The following is a 14,654-nucleotide window of genomic DNA, read 5'->3' on the forward strand; positions in this document are numbered from 1 at the left end:
ACCCTGCCGCGTCAAGGTTTTGCGTAATGCTCGGCGACCGCGGCGAACGCCTCCTTCGGTTCCCAGTTCAGCCCTGGGTACGCCGTGCCCGAGCGGTCTTCCAGGACCTTCACCAGGCCGAAGCTGGCGAGGTCGAGATCGTTGCCGCCGGGCCGGTGCGGATAGTTGTAGAGCGCGAACAGGAACACGAACGCGCTGTCCACTCCCTCCTCGTCGAAGATCTCCAGCAGTTCGCGCAGATACCCCGCCTGCCCGGCTTCGTCGCGCTCGTACTCGCCGTCGATGCGGAGCGGATCGCCGGTTTCCTTGTCGTACTCGACGATTTCCATGCTCCGCGGCGCGACGTCGCCGGAGCCGCGCCAGGTCGCCGTCCCGAATCCGGTGATCGCGACCGGTTTCCCTTGCGCCACCAGGGTTCGCACACCGCCCTGGAAGATCGGCGCGACCTCGGCGGAGCGGATGAGTTCCACCGTGACGAAGTCGAACCGGCTCCAGTCCACCTGCTCGAACTGGATGCACGCGTAGGTGACCGGCCCGTGGAACCGCTCCCGCACGAGCTTGACGGCGGTGTCGAGGAACGGGTCGAGCCGCTTGCCCACCGCGGCCAGCCGCTCGGCGCGGCCCGCGGGTTCGGCGAGCAGCAAACTGACCCGTTCCGCGACGTCCTCGCCGGGCAGGAAGCCGTGGTTCATCACGCTCAACTCGACGCCGGTCACGAACACGACGTCCGCTCCGGTGGCGCGCAGCCGTTCCGCCCGGGTGGCGCAGTCGGCGAAGAGGGCGAGCATCTCTTCGTGGGTCTGCTCCAGCGGATACGGCGAGAACCAGACCTCCAGCCCCAGGTCGGCCGCCCACCGCGCGGCCCGCTCCAGCCGCTCCGGATCGCCGCCGACGAGATGCACCGCGGTGCAGTGCAGGTCGTCGCGGATGATCGCCAGTTCGCGTTTCACCACCTCCGGTTCGAAGCTCTCCCGCGACGACCGTCCATTGCGGACGAATCCGGTCTCGTACGTCATTCCCTTGCCGCGCATGGCGGTTTCCTCTCGTTCGGGGACGCCGCTCACTCTACGCACGAAACTTGCGCGCGCGCAAGTTTGCGTAGGCGCACGAACACTGCGAGACTGGGCACGTGACCGGATTGCGCGAACGGAAAAAGGAGGCCACCCGCGTCGCACTGCGCGAAGCAGCGCTGCGGCTGGCGCTCGAACACGGGCCGGCGAACGTCCGCGTCGACGACATCGCCGAGGCGGCCGGAGTCTCGCCGCGGACCTACAACAACTACTTCTCCAGCCGCGAGGAAGCGATCGTCGCCGCGGTCACCGCGGACCGCGAAAGCCGGATCGCCGCCGCGGTCACCGAGCGCCTCCCGGAGACTCGGCTGGCCGCGGCGATCATCGACGCGATCGCCGAGCAGTACACCGACCCCGGCGAGCAGAGCCGCGACGCACTGCTGCTGATCACCACGAATCCCGGGCTGCGTACGGCATTCCTCGACGCCCCGGCCGCGCTGGAAGACCCGCTGGAGGAAGTGATCGCGACCCGGATCGGCGACCCGCAGACCGCGCGCGTGCTGGCCGCCTCCGTCGCGGCGGCGGTGCGGGTCGCGTTGGAGCAGTGGACGCAACCGGCTGGCAACGGCCTCGTTGTGGTGTCCGGATCACTGCCGGAGCTGGTGCGGCGCATGCTCGAACCGCTCGTTCCGGCCCTCGACGCCGCGGAGGCCTGAGGGCTCAGACGTCGATCTGCTCGAAGATGTGCGGGTACGACTCGATGTCGTCGGAAGTCTCGGCCGCCAGGCGCTGGAACTCCGGGCTGCCGAACGCGGCGGCGAGCGCCCCGGTCGATTCCCAGACCGCGACGTTCATCAGCAGCCGACTGCCCGCCGTTCCGCGGTGCATCCGCAGCGAGACGAATCCGGGCTGAGCCTTCATGTACTCGGCCTGCTTCTTGAAAATGGCCAGGAACTCTTCAGTCTTCCCCTCCGGGACGACGAAGGTGTTGGCCAGGACGATCGGTCCGGTCTTCTCCTTGAACTGAGCGAACATCGGCGTGCGCGGGTCGAGGCTCTGCAACTTGGCCATGTGGGCACTTCTCCTTGCCGGTGACTGAATCTAGCGTTGCTAGATGTTGAGGCAACGCTAGCACTGCTGCCGCTCGGTTGTCTAGCGGCGCTAGCACTAGGCCAGGCCGGTGAATCCCCGCCCGCCCCGCGTTCAGCTTGGACATTCTATTCACAAATTTGTGAAAGCTGTGTACCTTCTGAACTATTCAGAGGGGAAGGAGCGACGATGACCCGTCAGGCAGGACTCCCGCTCGAAAGGGGCGCGTGTCCGTTCGATCCGGCGCCGGCCCAGCGCACCCAGGCTCCGGTCGAGCCGCTGACGTATCCGGACGGCGGGCAAGGCTGGCTCGTCACCGGATATCAGGAGGTGCGGGCAGTCCTCTCGGACAAGCGGATGTCCGCGCGAGTGGAGCTGTCGAAGATCCCGCTCGACTTCGGCCCGTTGCCGGAACCGAAACCAGCGGATCCGGGGGTGTTCAGCGGAATGGACGACCCGGACCACCACCGCTACCGCAAGCTGCTGACCGGGGCGTTCACCGTGCACCGGATGCGGAAGCTGGAGGACCGCGTCGCCGAGATCGTCGACGACCACCTCGACGCGATGGCCGCCGCGGACGGTCCGGTCGACCTGGTGGAAGCGTTTGCGCGGCCGGTTCCGTCACTGGTGATCTGCGAACTGCTCGGCGCGCCGTACGAGCGCCGCGCCGAATTCGACAGGTTCACCACCACGATGTTCTCCAAGGACGTCCCGATCGCCGAGCGGATCGACGCCACCCAGGGCGTCGTCGCGTTCATCGCCGGGCAGATCGAGGAGAAGCGGGCGGCGCCGAGCGACGATCTGCTGTCCGACCTGGTCCGCGGCGGCGAGCTGACCGACGAGGAACTCGCCAACATCGGCATGATGCTGCTGGTCGCCGGGTTCGAGACGACCCGCAACATGATCGCGCTCGGCACGCTGGCGCTGCTGGAAAACCCGGAGCAGCTGGCGAAGTTCAAGGCTGATCCGGACCTGGTCGCGGGCGCGGTCGAGGAACTGCTGCGCTACCTCAGCGTGATCCACATCGGCCCGATCCGCACCGCGCGGGAGGACGTCGAACTCGGCGGCGTGGCGATCAAAGCGGGCGACCCGATCGTCGTGTCGCTGCCGGTGGCCAACCGGAATCCGGAGAAGTTCCCGGACCCGGACGAGCTGGACGTCACCCGGAAAGCGGCCGGGCAGCTGGCTTTCGGGCACGGCGTGCACCAATGCCTCGGGCAGCAGCTGGCCAGGGTCGAGATGCGGACCGCGCTGTTCCGGCTGTTCGCGCGATTCCCCGGCCTGCGGCTCGCGGTGCCGTTCGCTGAAGTGGAACTGCCGCACGACGCGTCGATTTACGGTCCGGTGCGGCTGCCGGTGACCTGGTAGCGGGAGTAGCCTGGCAGCGGCGGATCGAACACGGGAATCGAGGTTTTCCGCGCTGTGCATGGGATTGCGTTGATTGGCGCCTTCACGTTCGTCTGGTTCGGGATGGTGCTCGCCATCTCGTTCCTGGAAGCCCCGCTGAAGTTCCGAGCGCCGGGAGTCACCATCCCGATCGGCCTCGGCATCGGCCGGTTGGTGTTCCGGGCCTTGAACCTCGCCGAGATTGTGCTCGCGGCGGGGGTGGTGGTCGCCGTGGTGGTCGGGCAGCCGGGGGTCGCCGTAACAGTGCTGGCGGCGGTGGCTGTCGTGGTGCTGATCGGGCAGCTGGGAGCGGTCCGTCCGGCGTTGAACCGGCGGACGGACCGCGTCCTCGCCGCCCCGGAAGGCGCGGAGTTGCCGCGGTCTCGGGCGCATTTCGTTTATATCGCAACGGAAACCGTGAAGGTTCTCGTACTGCTGGCGCTCGGGATCCTGACCGTGGCCGGTTAGCGGCTCACGCGAACCCTTCCAGTTCGGCGATGCGGCGGAACACCTCACGCGTGTCCACCCGTTCCATCTCCGGGTCTAGTTCGTAGTACACCGCAAGCACATTCTGCGCGAGACGGCCGTGCTCGTCGAGGTCCGCGAACCGGCCAAGCGAGATGTCGCGCATCGCCTCCTCCGGGGTCATCCCCCGGCGGTGGCGGTCGGCGGCCTCGGCTTGCACCCACTGCAGGTAGTCGAGGACCGAGCGGATGCCGTCGGCGTCGGTGACCGGGCCGTGGCCGGGGACGACGAACTCGGCGTCCATCGCCAGCATCGCGTCGCAGGCGGCGATCCAGTTCGACACCGGGCCTGCCCAGGTGATCGGGGTGCCGCCGATGAACAACAGGTCGCCGGCGTACAGCACACCCTCGTCCGGAACCAGCACGACGCTGTCGCCCTCGGTGTGCGCGGGGCCGAGACAGCGGATTTCCACTGCCACGCCGCCGATATCGAGCTTCAGCTGTTCGGCGAACGTCCGGGTCGCGTAGGTCGCGGTGATGGAGTCGAAGTCGAACGGGTGGAGGATGTGCTGGGCGAACCGGCCGAGCGGACCTTCCTGATGCACCAGGCCGCGCATGAGGTCGGGGCCGTTGGTGCGCATTTCTTCCGCCGTGGCCTCGGACGCGACAATGGAGGCGTCAGCGACCAGTTCGTTGCCGAACCAGTGGTCCCCGTTGGCATGCGTGTTCACGACTGTCTTGATTGGACTGTCTACTGTGGTTTCGTACAGACCGGTCAGCATTTCCCGGGTCATCGGCACGTCGAAGAGAGTGTCGACGAGAAGGGACTCTCCGGCCCCGGCGATCAGCCCGGCGTTGCTCCAGCCCCACGTTCCGTCCGGGACCAGCCAAGCCGAGCAGTGTTCGGTGAGCCGGTGATGTCCTTTGGTGTAGGGAATTTCTTTGGGCATGGCTACCTCCTAGTGAAGGTGCACCTCGGGTGCACCGTGATATGAAGCCAATCCCGCACCTTCCGGCGGGATCTGCCGTTGCCCCACCGGGTTTCGCAGCACCCCGACGCCAGACGCGGCAAGTTCCACCACGTCGCCCGGCTGGATCCAGCGGTCCAATTCCAGCCCGCACCCGCCGCCGACCGTGCCGAGCCCGAAGAACTCCCCCGGATAGACGTCTTCGTCCAGCGACGCCCACGCGAGCACCTCGGCGAAGGAGAACTGCCGGTCCTTTGTGGACCCGGAAGCCCAGACCTCGCCGTTGACCGTCGCCGACATTTGCACCGCCCATTCGTCGACCTCGTCCATGGTGAGCACGCACGGGCCCATCGCGGTGCAGAAGTCTTTTCCTTTGGAGGGCCCGATCGTCATGCTCATCTCGAACAGCTGGATGTCGCGGGCGCTGACGTCGTTGAAAATCGTGACGCCGGCGATGCGTCCGGCAGCCTCGGCCGGGGTGAGGTTTTTGCCGCCGCCGGAGGTGAAGAAACCGAGTTCGAGCTCGAAATCGAGCTGCGCGGTGTAGGACGGCCACAGCAACGGCTCCTCCGGGCCGATCACCGTCTCGACGTTGGCCTTGTAGCAGATCGGCATCGCCGCGAAGGCGGGCGGAACGGCGAGGCCGGAGCCGGAGGCGTGCTGGGTGTAGGTGAGATAGTCGCGAATCCGGCGCGGCCTCGGCACCGGGGCGAGCAGCCGGACTTCCTCCTGCGGAAGCACTGCCGGATGGCCTCCGTCGATCAACAAGTCGCCCTTTTCCGCCGCAGCGTCTGCGAGCTGAAGGGCCTGTTCAGCCCTGGCGTGCGCCTCGGCCCCGCCCTCGAAGAAGGCGACCATCTCGACCGGGACTTCGGCTCCGGCCTTCGCCGCCCGCAAGACGCGCGCCGGATCCACCACGACGTCGCCGTGCAGCACACCGAGCCGGGCCGTACCCGCGGATTCGTAGGTGACCAGCCGCATCGCCGCCTCCTTGAACTGGAGTATAAGTTTGGACTTGAGTCCAAGTTATGCCGCGACGTAAGTAGCGTCAAGGGGGCGTTCAGCAGGCGCCGGGAGGAAATGATGGTTGACTGCCAGACATGACGGCAGAAGCGACGGGCGACCGGCGAACCAGGCAGCGACACGAACGCCGGGACCGGCTGTTCCAGGCGGCCGTGGAGCTGTTCGTGGAGCGCGGCTACGACAACACCACGATGGAGGACATCGCCGAACGCGCCGACACCGCGCGCGCCACCGTGTTCAACCACTTCCAGCGCAAGACCGCGTTCCTGGACGAGTGGAGCCTGCGGCGGCGGGAACGCGCGATGACCGCGGTGCGCGCCGAGAACCTGGAGGACCGGCCGCTGCGCGAGGTGCTCAGCCGGTACCTGATCGAACTGGCGCGCAACAGCCTCGACTCCCGAGCGGAGACGATCGCCTGCATGGGCGCGGCGATCCACTCGACCAACGTGTTCGGCAACCCGGAACTGGCCCGCGAGTTCGGCACGTTCGTCGCGCGGGCGCAGGAGGCTGGGGAGATCCGCGCGGACATTGATCCGGCGCAGGCTGGGTTGTTGCTGGCTACGTCTTATTTCGGGACGCTGAGTTCGTGGATCGAGAGCGAGGCTGCTCCGTTTGATCTGCAGGAGCATTTGCTGAACATGGTGGAGATGATCCTGCGCGGGATCGCGGTTCGGTAGCTGCTCGCGATTGTTTGTGCCGGTAGAACCCAATGCCGCGTAGCTTGAGGCGGCACCACGGGCGCGATTGAAGCACGTCCGCCCGGGTCGAAGGCGCTGACCGTGAGGGGAACCCTGAGGGACTCAGAGTCCCTCAGGGTTCCCCTCACGGACTTCAGCAAACGGCCGCAGGGGCAGGAAGCGGGCATTTCGTCACTTTTTGCGTCCCTTGTGGACGGTCGCAGGCCTATGCCGCAGGGCTTAAGCTGCGCGGCATTGGGTTCTAACCGGCGTAGGCGCTTACGAGGCCTGAACTCCTGCGATCCCGGACAACAACTCGCCCATGTCCACCACCACGCGCGGCTCGCCGCCAGCCAACGGCACCGCGGTGATCCGCCCGCCTAAGTCGGACACGTAAGCGACTTCGTCATCCACCGCCAGCCCGATCGCCTCGGTGAAACCGCTCGCCAAAATCTCCGGTTCGGCGCCCTTCTCTCCCGGGCCGGGGAGCGGCGCGCGGTTCAGTGTGTTTCCCTTCGGAGCCGCGCCACGGTCGGTCCAGTACAGGTACCCGCCATGGATTTCCAGGTCGATCGGCTCTGGCAGGTGGTCCCACAGGGTCTCCACATCGGACCGGTCGCGAGCGGTCTCGCCTGAAGGAATCTCCAGCCCAGCACGGAAAATCCGGCCGACGCCGCCCTTGGCCGGGCCCTTCTGGGTCCAGTAAAGATGCGTCGAGTCCACAGTGACGCCGACGCATTCCTGCGTCCCGCTGTCGTCCGGCTCGTTCACGATCAGATCCGTGAGCCCGGTGCCATCCGGACGTACCCGGGTGATTCGGTAGCCTTCCCGGTCACCCCAGTACAGGGAACCGTTGTATGCCAACTGTTTCCCGGTAGTCAGAGTTCCATTCGGGACCACATCGCGTGCACCGGTGCCATCGAAGGACACCGCGTGCAGGCCGCCATTGCGGGCCGAGTAGTCGAGGCCAGCTTCGCCTGGCACCGAAGGGTCGCGCGTAGGCATTCCCATGGTGGTCCAATAAACAGTGCCATCGGCGACGACAACGCCGTCCGGCGAGACACCGCCTTCTTTGTACAGCGGGGTAACCTGCCCGTCGGGAAGTCCGACGCGGTAAATCGTCCCGGTGCGAATGCCCAGCACTACCAGTTCGCTGAACATGTCACCTCCACTCTGGACGGTGCGATCCCCTCGGGATCAAAGGATTCGTGTAATAGCCCGGAGTCTCCGACATCCGGATCTGCTCGGTGACGCCGCGATAGCGACCAAGCGGGGTGTCCGCGGTGAACGTCTCGGGGTCGAAGTATTCGTGTCCGGGTGCGACACCGGCGACCTCCGCCGCGTAGCTCTTGTCGAAGATTCCCAGGCTCAGCAACCACAAAGCGACACGGGTCAGCGAAACCTGCACCCGATAAGAACCGCCCCATTCCGCGCGGAGCATGAGGGCGCGCAGGATTCCCAGCTGCAGGAACCATGAAGTGATGTAGTCGTTCACCACCGGCACCGCGGGCAGCGACGGGACGCCGCCCTCGCCTTCCAGCAGCATGACGCCGGCCAGGCAACCGGCGGTCTGGTCGAAGCCGACGCGGCCGGACCATGGGCCGGTGCTGCCGTTGAGCGTCACTTCGGCGTGGATGATCCCGGGGCGGATCTCGGCGGCGGTTTCCGCGTCGAGCCCATGGCGCGCAAGATATCCCGGGCGGCGGTTGGCGTAGAAGATGTCGGCACCGGTCAGCAGCCAGTGCATTCGCTCCTGGTCGGCCGGGCGGCGGAAGTCGAGGCGGGTGGAGCGAACGCCCACATTGGACGTCGCATAGAGCAGCGGGAGTTCGTATTCGCCGGGATCCCAGACGTTCAGGACGTCCGCGCCATGCAAAGCCAGCGCCCGGCCACAGCCAGCGCCTGCGATGATGTGTGCTCGGCCCAGGGCGCGAATTCCTTCTAGCGGCGTGGAAGGGTTGGGATGCAACGGTTCCGGCGGGCTGTCGCCGATCCGCTCGACGATTACCGGCGGCATCGTCGACAGCACCGACTGGTACTGCTCGGTCGCCATCAGCTCTTCGGTCGTGCGCACCACCGGCATGATGACGCCCGCGGCCTCGGCGGCGTCCTCCAGTTCGAACGAGTTCCACTGCGAGATCGCTTGCCGCACCACGGCATCCCGTTCGGGGACGCCGAGCAGCGCGGCCGCGTCGTTGCGCAGCTTCGGGTACGGGCTGATCGGGTGCACCCAGCGTCCGTCCGAAGTGGAGTAGAACCGATCCGTGCCGAAGGCGGGGTCGACGCGCGCCGGATCGCCTTGCGGATAGCCGTCGAGCAGTTCCCACTTCTTGTCGTAGAACGGGCACAGCCGGTGCGGCGCGGTTCGCAGGTCCATCGAAATGTCCTGCCCGCGTCCGCCGCGCAACTGCCAGATTTTCGCCACCGCGACGGATTTCGCCGCCAGCGCGATGGACGTCGCCCCGGCCAGTCGCAGTGCGCCCGGCAGGATCGGGTCTGCTCCGGTGAACTCGATCCGGCCGCCGGCGTCGGATTCTTGCAGGCCGACTGAGCCGAGCAAGTCCGCCAGCGGTTGGTGCGGGTCGTACTCGTCGGTGGTGGCTGGCTTGGCGAGCGCGGCTTCGAGGTGCTCGGTGAGAGTCATTCCTTCTCCAGCGCGTCCAGCAGCGCGCGGGTACGGCTGTCTCGCGCTTCGACCCTCGACGCGTACGTGTCCGCGGTGCCGTAGGTCTGCTCGACCTCGTCGATCACCGCGTCGAGGTGTTCCCGGTCCGGGCGGCCGATCTCGAACTTCATCTGCGAGCCGACGTGGCCCACCAGGTGCCGGATCCCGTCCGGGCCGCCGCCGAGGTGCATGCTCTCGAACGGCCCGATGGTCGCCCACCGCGGCCCGAGCGAGGCCTTGACCAGCTCGTCCAGGTCCGCCGCGGAAATCACGCCCTGCTGCACGAGGTACATCGCCTGGTCGTTGAAGACCTTCTGCAGCCGGTTCCCGACGAAGCCGGGCACTTCCTTCTTCAGCGTGATCGGCTTCTTGCCCAGGCCCCGGTAGACCTCGACAGCCTTCGCCACGGTCTCCGAAGAGGTCGAAACCCCGGGCACCACCTCGACCAGCGGCATCAGTTCGGGCGGGTTGAACGGGTGCCCGATCACGATCCGCGACGCCGCCGCGTTGCCCTCGGCGATCACCGAGGGCAACAGCGACGAGGAGGAGGAAGCCAGTACTACGTCGTCGCGCGTGGCGGCGGCGAGCGTCGCGAACATTTCCCGCTTCAGCTCGATCCGCTCCGGGCCCGACTCCTGGACGAAGTCGGCGCCGTCAGCGGCTTCCGCGAGGTCCGCGACTGCCGTGGCGGGCAGCCCGGCGAGGTCTCGATCGACGATTTCCCGCAGGTCCGGGCGCGGATCGGTGACTCGCACCGTCCAGCCCGCCTCGGCGAAAAGCCGAGCCCACGACACTCCGATGACCCCAGCGCCGACGATCGCGACGACCGGCATGGCGCACTCCTTTCTCAGGCGGTGACCGCGTCCGCGTTGTTGAGCAGCGCGCTCGGCGGCGTCAGCAACGCGTCCGACGCTAGCGCGCGGCGACGGGCCGCGCTCACTCCGCCGTAACTCTCCGTAATGGCAATCAGCCGCGCCGCGTGGTGCGCGACCTCTGATTCGTAAGTCATTCCGATCCCGCCGTGCAGCTGGACAATCTCCTCGGCGGTCGCGGTCGCCGCGTCGGACACGAACACGAACGCGTCGTCAGCCACGGCGTCGAGGTCCACTGTGGACGCACCCTTGTCGTATGCCTCGACCGTCGCGGTGGCCCACAGCGCCAGCGAACGAGCCAGCTCGACCTTCGCGTACAGGTCGGCGGCACGGTGCACGAGCGCCTGGAACGCCGCCAGCGGAACGCCGAACTGCTTGCGGGTCTTGAGGTATTCGACGGTCATCGCGAGCCCGGTCTCCATCAGGCCGATCGCCTCACCGGTCACCGCGATCCGCGCCCGCGAGAACGCGCGACGCAACGCAGCCGGTGCGTCGGAGTCCGCGGTGCCGAGCAGAACCGCTGGCGTACCAGCGAATTCGACCTGCGACGTGTGGCCCCAGTCCGCGGCCCGGCCGTCGACCCGAGTGATGCCTTCAGCGGTCGCCTCGACCAGGTACACCCCGGTGCGGCCGTTCTCGTCGACCGCGGTGACCAGGAACTTGTCGGCCTGATCGGCGTTGCGCACCGGCGACTTCACGCCAGTCAGCGCGGAACCGGCCGCCGACACCGACGGCGCGACGCCCCACGGACGTCCCGGCTCGGCGTGCGCGACCGCGATCGTGGTGCCACCGGCTGCGAGCACCGGCAGCAGCGCCTTGACCTGGTCGTCAGTGCCCAGCTCGGTGATGATCCACGACGGCAGGAACACGCCGTCGAGCAGCGGTTCGGCCGCCGCGTGCTTGCCCATCGCCTCCAGCGTCGCGTAGACCTCGACCGGGCCGGCGTCGGCTCCGTCGTGGTCGCCGGAGATCGGGAGGCCGGCGAGACCCAGTTCGCCGAGGGTGTTCCAGACCTGGTCGTTCCAGCCGAGTTCGCTGCTCGTCGCGGCCGCGCGGCCGCCTGCCGGGTAGCCGCGGCCGACCGCCGTGTCGACGGTCTCGAACAGCAGCTTCTGGTCTTCGTTGAATTCGAGGTTCATGAGTCGCCGTCCCTTACAGACCGAGGATCGTCTTCGCGATGACGCCGCGCTGGATTTCGTTGGAGCCGCCGAAAATCGACAGCTTCCGCTGGTTCAGGTACTGCGCCGCGGCCACCACCGCGGCCTCGTCGGCCTTCACCGGGGATTCGGTGTCCAGCAGCATGCCGTCGGAACCGGCCGCGCGCATGCGCAGCTTCGTGAGCGCCTGCAGGGCCTGCGTGCCCTCCATCTTGAGCAGCGACGACACCGGGCTCGGCTGGCCGTTTTCCGACGCAGCAGTCACCCGCATCTGGGTCGCTTCGAGCGCCAGCAGCGTGGTCTTCGCGGTGTGCATGGCGGCGCGGAACTCCGCGTCGTCAGCGAGCGGACCGTCCTCTGTGGGCAGATCTGCGGCTGCGGCGGCGAGGTCGGCGAAGATCCGCTGTCCGGTGCCGACCTGGGCGATGCCGTTGCGCTCGTTGCCGAGCAGGAACTTCGCGTACGTCCAGCCCTTGTTCTCCTCGCCGACGAGGTTCTCCGCCGGGATCACCACGTTGTCGAAGAAGAACTCGTTGACCTCGGCGGACCCGTCGACCAGCTTGATCGGCCGGCGCTCGATGCCCGGCGTGTTCAGGTCCAGCAGCAGGAAGGACAGGCCCTGCTGCTTGCGCGGCGCGTCCGGGTTGGTCCGCGCGAGCACGAACATCCAGTCGCCGTACTGGCCGAGGGTGGTCCAGGTCTTCTGTCCATTGAGGACGTAGTGGTCACCCTCAAGACGGGCGGTGGTGCGCAGCCCGGCGAGGTCCGAACCGGCCTCCGGCTCGGAGAAGCCCTGCGACCACCAGATGTCGAGATTCGCGGTGGCGGGGAGGAACTTCTGCTTCTGCTCCTCGCTGCCGAACTCGGCGATGATCGGGCCGACCATGCTCGCGTTGAAGGCGAGCGGCTGCGGCACCGCGTTGCGCTGCAGTTCGGAGGCGTAGATGTGGGACTGCGTCGGGGTCCAGTCCTGGCCGCCCCATTGCGTCGGCCAGTGCGGCACCGCGAGACCGTGCTCGTTCAGGATCCGCTGGCTGGTGACGATGTCGTCGCGCGTGATCAGGCCGAGTGCGCTGCGCTTGCGGATTTCCTCCGGAATCGCGCCGAGGAACACCTCCCGCAATCCGTCGCGGAACGCGAGGTCCTCTTTCGACAGTTCGAGATCCATGGATCAAACCCCTTCAGTGGTGCGTACGGCTCCGACGACTTCGGCGGTGCTCGCTCCGGCGCGTTCGGCGTGCCTGCGGAACCCGGCCGGGGTCCGCGAGAAATGCAGCGGGCTCTCCACTACGCGGATCGTCCCCTCGGTCGGGTGTTCCCGCTCGGTGATCAGCCCGACTTCCTGCACGTACGGGTCGGTCGGCAGGTCGGCGATGTCGACGACGACCGCGTACGGAACGTCGTGGGCGGTCAGGTACTCCTCCCACTCCGCGGTGGTGCGGCCGGCGGAGTTGGCCAAGACCTTCTCCACCCCCGCGGTGAAAATCTCCCGGTCGATCACCGGGGAGTCCCAGGCCGGATCGGCCGCGGCGTCGTCGAGGCCGGCGCCGATCAGCAGCGTCCGCACGGCGTCGTTGGTGTAAGGCACCGCGGCGATCGCGCCGCCGTCGGCCGTGCGCATCGCGGCGTGCGTGTCGCTGAGCGAAAGCGGGTTGCCGACGTCGCCGGCGGCCGGGACGAAAACGTCGCCCGCCAGGTGCTCGACCAGGTTGACCGCGATCATCGCGTCGGCCATCGCCAGTTCGACCTGCTGGCCCTTGCCGGTGCGCTGCTGGTCGAAGAGCGCGGCGAGCACGCCGTTGAGCAGATACAGCGCGGCGGTCTTGTCGGCGATGAAGGTCGGGACGAACTGCAGCGTGCCGCCCGCCCGGTCCTGCAGGCTGACCAGGCCGGACGTGGCCTGGATGACCTCGTCGTAGGCGGGCCGGTTGGCGCGCGACGAGCCGGGCGCGAAACCCTGCGCGTGGGCGTAGACGAGGCGAGGGAAGCGTTCGCGCAGCTGCTCGTAGCCGAGGCCGAGCCGGTCGAGCGCGGCGGCGCGCATGTTGGTGACGAGGACGTCCGCGTCGGAGAGCAGGGCGAAGAGGTCTTCGCGGCCGGCGGGGTCCTTGAGGTCGATTTCGATGCTGCGTTTGTTCTGGTTGACCTGCATGTACAGCGGGGCCATCCCGGGCGTGCGGCCGGTGTTGGCCGGCGAGTGCCGGGCGACGTCGCGCAGCGGTTCGACCCGGATCACGTCGGCGCCGAAGTCGCCGAGGATCTGCGTGGCGTACGGGCCCATCACCGCGGACGACAGGTCGAGCACCTTAACCCCGGAAAGCGGTCCGGTGGCATCCATCTTCGCGGTCCTCCCGTTGACGATCTTTGCTTCACCACTGACGCTAAGCGCTTGCTCACCAGAAGGGAATGACCGAGTGCATCAGATCGGTATGACCACGGTGATAACACCGTGGGTACGCTGCTGGTCGTGGAGATTCACCACCTGCGGTACTTCCTCGCGGTCGCGCGCGAGCTGAACTTCACCCGCGCCGCGCGGTCGCTCAACATGTCCGTGCCGCCGCTCAGCCAGCGCATTCGCGACCTCGAACGTGAACTGGGCGAGCCGCTGTTCGACCGCTCCACCCATCACACCCGGCTGTCCGAGGCGGGCGAGGCACTGCTGCCGCTCGCCGAATCGGTCGTTTCGGGCTTCGACGCCATCCCCGCCCGGATGCGCACCCGCGACCAGCGCGCCGACATCCGCCTCGCCATCCCCGACGTGCTCAATCCCGCGCACCGCCGCCAGCTCAGCGAATCGATCCGCGCGCTGGACGGCTCCTACCGGTTCACGCTGCGGCAGATGCCGTCGCTCGGGATGGAATCCGCGCTGCTCAGCAACTCGCTCGACCTCGCCGTGTCCCACCTGGGAACTTCCGACGACCGGCTGTCGACCATCGTCCTTTACCGCGAACCGCTCGGCGCCGTGGTGGACGCGTCGCGATTCCCCGGCCGGACCTCGCTCACTCTCGCCGACCTGCGCGGATTCCAGTACCTGCAAGGTCCGCGGCACTGGGATCTCGGCTCCCGGCGCGCCGAGCAGCTCGCCGCCAAGGGCGTGCTGGTCGATCCGGAAGCGCAGTTCTCCGACGTCAGCGGGCTGTTGATCTTCTTGCGCAGCACCAAAAGCTTCACGCTCGTACCGATCGAATCCGCGACCGTGCTGGCACTAGACCCGAACGAATGCGCGGTCCTGCCGATCGACGATCTGGTCGCCACGTTGACCACATTCCTGATCCGGCGGACGGCCGACACTCGGCTGGACCCGGTGGTCGAGGTGCTGCGGCACGCCCGCGTCTCGTGAGCG

15 protein-coding genes are annotated in these 14,654 nt (G+C 67.6%); 5 read left to right on the forward strand and 10 right to left on the reverse strand.

Annotated elements, in window-relative coordinates:
• Positions 1-11 precede the first annotated feature (11 nt).
• Positions 12-1,031 (reverse strand): glycoside hydrolase family 113 protein, encoded by a 1,020-nt coding sequence (locus ABD156_RS29645; protein WP_344281260.1) that lies wholly within the window; start codon positions 1,029-1,031, stop codon positions 12-14.
• A gap of 98 nt (positions 1,032-1,129) precedes the next feature.
• Between ABD156_RS29645 and ABD156_RS29650 the strand changes: the two genes are divergently transcribed.
• Positions 1,130-1,726 carry a TetR/AcrR family transcriptional regulator gene (locus tag ABD156_RS29650; RefSeq protein WP_344280967.1) on the forward strand — a complete coding sequence of 199 codons (597 nt, stop codon included), beginning with the start codon at positions 1,130-1,132 and terminating at the stop codon, positions 1,724-1,726.
• Between the two features lie 4 nt (positions 1,727-1,730).
• On the opposite strand, the gene ABD156_RS29655 is transcribed toward ABD156_RS29650, so the two are convergent.
• Positions 1,731-2,081 (reverse strand): antibiotic biosynthesis monooxygenase family protein, encoded by a 351-nt coding sequence (locus ABD156_RS29655; RefSeq protein WP_344280970.1) that lies wholly within the window; start codon positions 2,079-2,081, stop codon positions 1,731-1,733.
• Positions 2,082-2,288: 207 nt separating this feature from the next.
• On the opposite strand from ABD156_RS29655, the gene ABD156_RS29660 reads away from it, so the two are divergent.
• Both ABD156_RS29660 and ABD156_RS29665 read left to right on the forward strand, forming a co-directional pair.
• A complete protein-coding gene (locus ABD156_RS29660) occupies positions 2,289-3,467 on the forward strand; it encodes a cytochrome P450 (RefSeq protein WP_344280973.1) in 1,179 nt (392 codons plus the stop codon).
• Positions 3,468-3,569: 102 nt separating this feature from the next.
• A complete protein-coding gene (locus tag ABD156_RS29665; RefSeq protein ID WP_344281263.1) occupies positions 3,570-3,953 on the forward strand; it encodes a hypothetical protein in 384 nt (127 codons plus the stop codon).
• Between the two features lie 4 nt (positions 3,954-3,957).
• Here ABD156_RS29665 and ABD156_RS29670 read toward each other — a convergent pair whose 3' ends face one another.
• Positions 3,958-4,899 carry an MBL fold metallo-hydrolase gene (locus tag ABD156_RS29670; protein ID WP_344280976.1) on the reverse strand — a complete coding sequence of 314 codons (942 nt, stop codon included), beginning with the start codon at positions 4,897-4,899 and terminating at the stop codon, positions 3,958-3,960.
• Between the two features lie 9 nt (positions 4,900-4,908).
• Positions 4,909-5,898, reverse strand: a complete 990-nt coding sequence (locus ABD156_RS29675; protein ID WP_344280979.1) for a fumarylacetoacetate hydrolase family protein — start codon at positions 5,896-5,898, stop codon at positions 4,909-4,911.
• Between the two features lie 119 nt (positions 5,899-6,017).
• Between ABD156_RS29675 and ABD156_RS29680 the strand changes: the two genes are divergently transcribed.
• Entirely contained in the window at positions 6,018-6,617 is a 600-nt protein-coding gene (locus ABD156_RS29680; RefSeq protein ID WP_344280982.1) for a TetR/AcrR family transcriptional regulator, read from the forward strand.
• Positions 6,618-6,896: 279 nt separating this feature from the next.
• Here ABD156_RS29680 and ABD156_RS29685 read toward each other — a convergent pair whose 3' ends face one another.
• The 6 genes from ABD156_RS29685 to ABD156_RS29710 are packed head-to-tail and all read right to left on the reverse strand — an operon-like array spanning position 6,897 to position 13,649.
• Complete coding sequence (locus tag ABD156_RS29685) at positions 6,897-7,778, reverse strand: SMP-30/gluconolactonase/LRE family protein (RefSeq protein ID WP_344280985.1); 882 nt, start codon at positions 7,776-7,778, stop codon at positions 6,897-6,899.
• Position 7,779: 1 nt separating this feature from the next.
• Positions 7,780-9,261: a CoA transferase gene (locus tag ABD156_RS29690; RefSeq protein ID WP_344280988.1), complete on the reverse strand. Its 1,482-nt coding sequence runs from the start codon at positions 9,259-9,261 to the stop codon at positions 7,780-7,782.
• Positions 9,258-10,115, reverse strand: a complete 858-nt coding sequence (locus ABD156_RS29695) for a 3-hydroxyacyl-CoA dehydrogenase NAD-binding domain-containing protein (RefSeq protein WP_344280991.1) — start codon at positions 10,113-10,115, stop codon at positions 9,258-9,260. Before ABD156_RS29695 ends, ABD156_RS29690 begins: the two co-directional genes overlap by 4 nt.
• A 14-nt stretch (positions 10,116-10,129) precedes the next feature.
• Positions 10,130-11,293, reverse strand: a complete 1,164-nt coding sequence (locus tag ABD156_RS29700; RefSeq protein WP_344280993.1) for an acyl-CoA dehydrogenase family protein — start codon at positions 11,291-11,293, stop codon at positions 10,130-10,132.
• 13 nt (positions 11,294-11,306) lie between these two features.
• Positions 11,307-12,479 carry an acyl-CoA dehydrogenase family protein gene (locus ABD156_RS29705; protein ID WP_344280995.1) on the reverse strand — a complete coding sequence of 391 codons (1,173 nt, stop codon included), beginning with the start codon at positions 12,477-12,479 and terminating at the stop codon, positions 11,307-11,309.
• Between the two features lie 3 nt (positions 12,480-12,482).
• Positions 12,483-13,649, reverse strand: coding sequence for a CaiB/BaiF CoA transferase family protein (locus tag ABD156_RS29710; RefSeq protein WP_344280998.1), 1,167 nt, complete (start codon positions 13,647-13,649; stop codon positions 12,483-12,485).
• Between the two features lie 111 nt (positions 13,650-13,760).
• Here ABD156_RS29710 and ABD156_RS29715 point away from each other — a divergent pair, with 111 nt between their 5' ends.
• Positions 13,761-14,651, forward strand: coding sequence for a LysR family transcriptional regulator (locus ABD156_RS29715; RefSeq protein ID WP_344281001.1), 891 nt, complete (start codon positions 13,761-13,763; stop codon positions 14,649-14,651).
• Positions 14,652-14,654 lie beyond the last annotated feature (3 nt).

The organism is Amycolatopsis albidoflavus (assembly GCF_039525725.1).
Taxonomy (GTDB): Bacteria; Actinomycetota; Actinomycetes; order Mycobacteriales; family Pseudonocardiaceae; genus Amycolatopsis; species Amycolatopsis albidoflava.

Excerpts from the sequence above, each read along its gene's own strand:
- ABD156_RS29670 (WP_344280976.1), bottom strand. The coding sequence starts at position 4,899 with ATGCCCAAAGAAATTCCCTACACCAAAGGACATCACCGGCTCACCGAA.
- ABD156_RS29680 (WP_344280982.1), top strand. The coding sequence starts at position 6,018 with ATGACGGCAGAAGCGACGGGCGACCGGCGAACCAGGCAGCGACACGAA.
- ABD156_RS29645 (WP_344281260.1), bottom strand. The coding sequence starts at position 1,031 with ATGCGCGGCAAGGGAATGACGTACGAGACCGGATTCGTCCGCAATGGA.
- ABD156_RS29660 (WP_344280973.1), top strand. The coding sequence starts at position 2,289 with ATGACCCGTCAGGCAGGACTCCCGCTCGAAAGGGGCGCGTGTCCGTTC.
- ABD156_RS29690 (WP_344280988.1), bottom strand. The coding sequence starts at position 9,261 with ATGACTCTCACCGAGCACCTCGAAGCCGCGCTCGCCAAGCCAGCCACC.
- ABD156_RS29710 (WP_344280998.1), bottom strand. The coding sequence starts at position 13,649 with ATGGATGCCACCGGACCGCTTTCCGGGGTTAAGGTGCTCGACCTGTCG.
- ABD156_RS29700 (WP_344280993.1), bottom strand. The coding sequence starts at position 11,293 with ATGAACCTCGAATTCAACGAAGACCAGAAGCTGCTGTTCGAGACCGTC.
- ABD156_RS29655 (WP_344280970.1), bottom strand. The coding sequence starts at position 2,081 with ATGGCCAAGTTGCAGAGCCTCGACCCGCGCACGCCGATGTTCGCTCAG.
- ABD156_RS29675 (WP_344280979.1), bottom strand. The coding sequence starts at position 5,898 with ATGCGGCTGGTCACCTACGAATCCGCGGGTACGGCCCGGCTCGGTGTG.
- ABD156_RS29705 (WP_344280995.1), bottom strand. The coding sequence starts at position 12,479 with ATGGATCTCGAACTGTCGAAAGAGGACCTCGCGTTCCGCGACGGATTG.
- ABD156_RS29685 (WP_344280985.1), bottom strand. The coding sequence starts at position 7,778 with ATGTTCAGCGAACTGGTAGTGCTGGGCATTCGCACCGGGACGATTTAC.
- ABD156_RS29665 (WP_344281263.1), top strand. The coding sequence starts at position 3,570 with ATGGTGCTCGCCATCTCGTTCCTGGAAGCCCCGCTGAAGTTCCGAGCG.
- ABD156_RS29695 (WP_344280991.1), bottom strand. The coding sequence starts at position 10,115 with ATGCCGGTCGTCGCGATCGTCGGCGCTGGGGTCATCGGAGTGTCGTGG.